Genomic DNA, 2,031 nt, shown 5'->3' with positions numbered 1-2,031 from the left:
GGACATTCGGCTTACCCCGGCGGCCTGTTCGGGTACCGCTCCGAGTCGGCTTCCTGCCTCCCGTCGCTCTGCCTGCGTCCTGCAGGCAGCCCCGGCCCGCCAGGCACGCCTCAACGATTTAGAGGCCACACCCCACACCCGCCTGTCATATCTCAGCAAAAATCAAAGAAAACAGACAACGCATAAATCCAACAGCCACACCTGACAACACAAAAAACCCCGCTACTTGCAGCGAGGCCTGTATCGCGTAAGACCGGTGAACCGCAGAAAGGAAGACAAGGTTATTCCGCCCGGATGGCCAGATATAAAGTAACATATTACGCCATATAGGAAATTCTGGTTAAGTCGCATCCGGTGTATGATGGCGGCAATTTAACCATATTAAACAAAAGGACTTGTCCGTGAAGATCTGTTTCCCGGCCCGAAAGGCGAACGGTAAAGACTACAGCACGCTGGATGACATGATGGCACTGGTGGGACGCGAACCCCACGGCACGTGGCTGGCGGGGACCAATGGCATGTGGCACGGCGGCATTCATATCAGCCGTGAAAGTGCGCCGGCCTCCTTTCTGACTCCGGAGAACGTTGATTCGGCGGTACCATTGCCGTTTATGGCCGGGGGCGAGGTGGTGGCTTACCGTCTGAACAGTGAGTATCTGACTGATAGCTGGCTGGGGCAGACGCTGCAGTATTCCAGCACGTTCGTGCTGGTGAAATCGGTCTGTACGCCCGATCCAGACAAGCCGGATAACAGCCTGGAGTTTTACGCGCTCTATCTCGGGCTGACCCCGCCCTCAGCCTTTCCGGCACTCCAGTGCTATCAGGTGACCGCGCGGGGTAACGGCCTGCGAACCCGGCACTACAGTGGGCAGGAGAAAACAGGTGAGCCAGCGCCGGTGCCGACGGGGGAACTGGCAACCGGGCAGAAGGTGGCGGTGCTGCGGGAAAACCGCTTCGGTCTGGACGGGCATATCCCGACCTTCGGACTTGCGCGACGCCTGAATAAGCACGACGAGATGACCGGGAAGGCGTTCTGGGTGTCGGTCGATCCGTTGTATATGACCCCGGTGGGCAAGCATACGGTACACCTGCCGGCATGGATGCAGCAGGCCATGAAGGAGGGAACTTATGACGCGGTGGTGAAACCTGCCAGCAGAATGACCGTTGCCGCCGGCGATGCGGTGGGGTTCCTCGGGGAAGACATTGTCCCCGGCGGGCTGAATAAGACGGAAACAGATCCGTATATGCATATCGAGGTGCTCAGTACCGATGACCGGCTGCCGGACTTTCTGCGTAATGCCGCCGGTGTCACAGGCGGGGAAAAATATCTTCATATTCGCCCGGAGAGCAGTCTGTATACCCGCAGCGGCGATACCTTCACCAGAACCAGCGGGAAGGTACGGAAAGATATTCACAAAATCCTGCCGCAGGCCAAATGTCCGTCATTCACCGACAGCGCCGGCAAGCGCTGGTTCGATATCGGGCAGGGTGCCTGGCTGAGTGGCGACGACGTGAAGGCGGATATCAGCCAGTATGACCTAAAAAATCGGGGGTTCTCAGCGTTTGAGCAGCCCGCCACAGCCAGTATGGAGAAATCCCTGCATGAGAACTGGGTGAAATCGGCGTTTAACCATCTTTCTGAATGGGTGCGGCCAGAGCGTGGTATTCGTGAGAAGCAGGTGTCGAATTATTATCAGGCGCTGATCCGTAAGATGGATCTGAACCATGATGGTGTAGTGGAGCACAAAATCAGGACACCGGGATAACCTGTTTCCACTTTTCTTCATGTAAGCAAGGCGGTAAACCATCGTTGTTCGTGTGAGGTCGATAAACGTTGTAATAACCATTAATCCACTGGTTTATATCGCGTACCGCATGGCTAAAATCACCATAACCACCATTCGGAAGCCATTCACTTTTAAGGCTGCGAAAGACTCTTTCCATCGGCGAATTATCCAGGCAATTCCCTCTGCGACTCATACTTTGCATTACCCCATAACGCCAGAGTAACTTTCTGTATTTATTGCTTTT

At 55.3% G+C, this 2,031-nt stretch carries 3 protein-coding genes; 2 read left to right on the top strand and 1 reads right to left on the bottom strand.

Features of this window, described 5'->3' with window-relative positions; translation table 11 throughout:
• Together A9B99_RS24270 and A9B99_RS15535 are read left to right on the top strand one after the other, a co-directional pair.
• On the top strand, positions 1-205 hold a 205-nt coding region (locus A9B99_RS24270; RefSeq protein ID WP_231889171.1), incomplete at its 5' end, for a hypothetical protein.
• A gap of 196 nt (positions 206-401) precedes the next feature.
• Positions 402-1,766 (top strand): hypothetical protein, encoded by a 1,365-nt coding sequence (locus tag A9B99_RS15535; protein ID WP_231889202.1) that lies wholly within the window; start codon positions 402-404, stop codon positions 1,764-1,766.
• Here the strand turns inward: A9B99_RS15535 and A9B99_RS15530 are convergent.
• Positions 1,750-2,031, bottom strand: a 282-nt coding sequence (locus A9B99_RS15530) for an integrase core domain-containing protein (protein ID WP_156519056.1), incomplete at its 5' end; no start/stop codon positions are given. The two genes, A9B99_RS15535 and A9B99_RS15530, sit on opposite strands and share 17 nt — an antisense overlap.

Origin of the sequence: Mangrovibacter phragmitis (genome assembly GCF_001655675.1) — a bacterium.
Lineage (GTDB): Bacteria > Pseudomonadota > Gammaproteobacteria > Enterobacterales > Enterobacteriaceae > Mangrovibacter > Mangrovibacter phragmitis.
The sequence above is the reverse complement of the archived record's forward strand: the minus strand, read 5'-3'. Positions and strand labels throughout refer to the sequence as shown.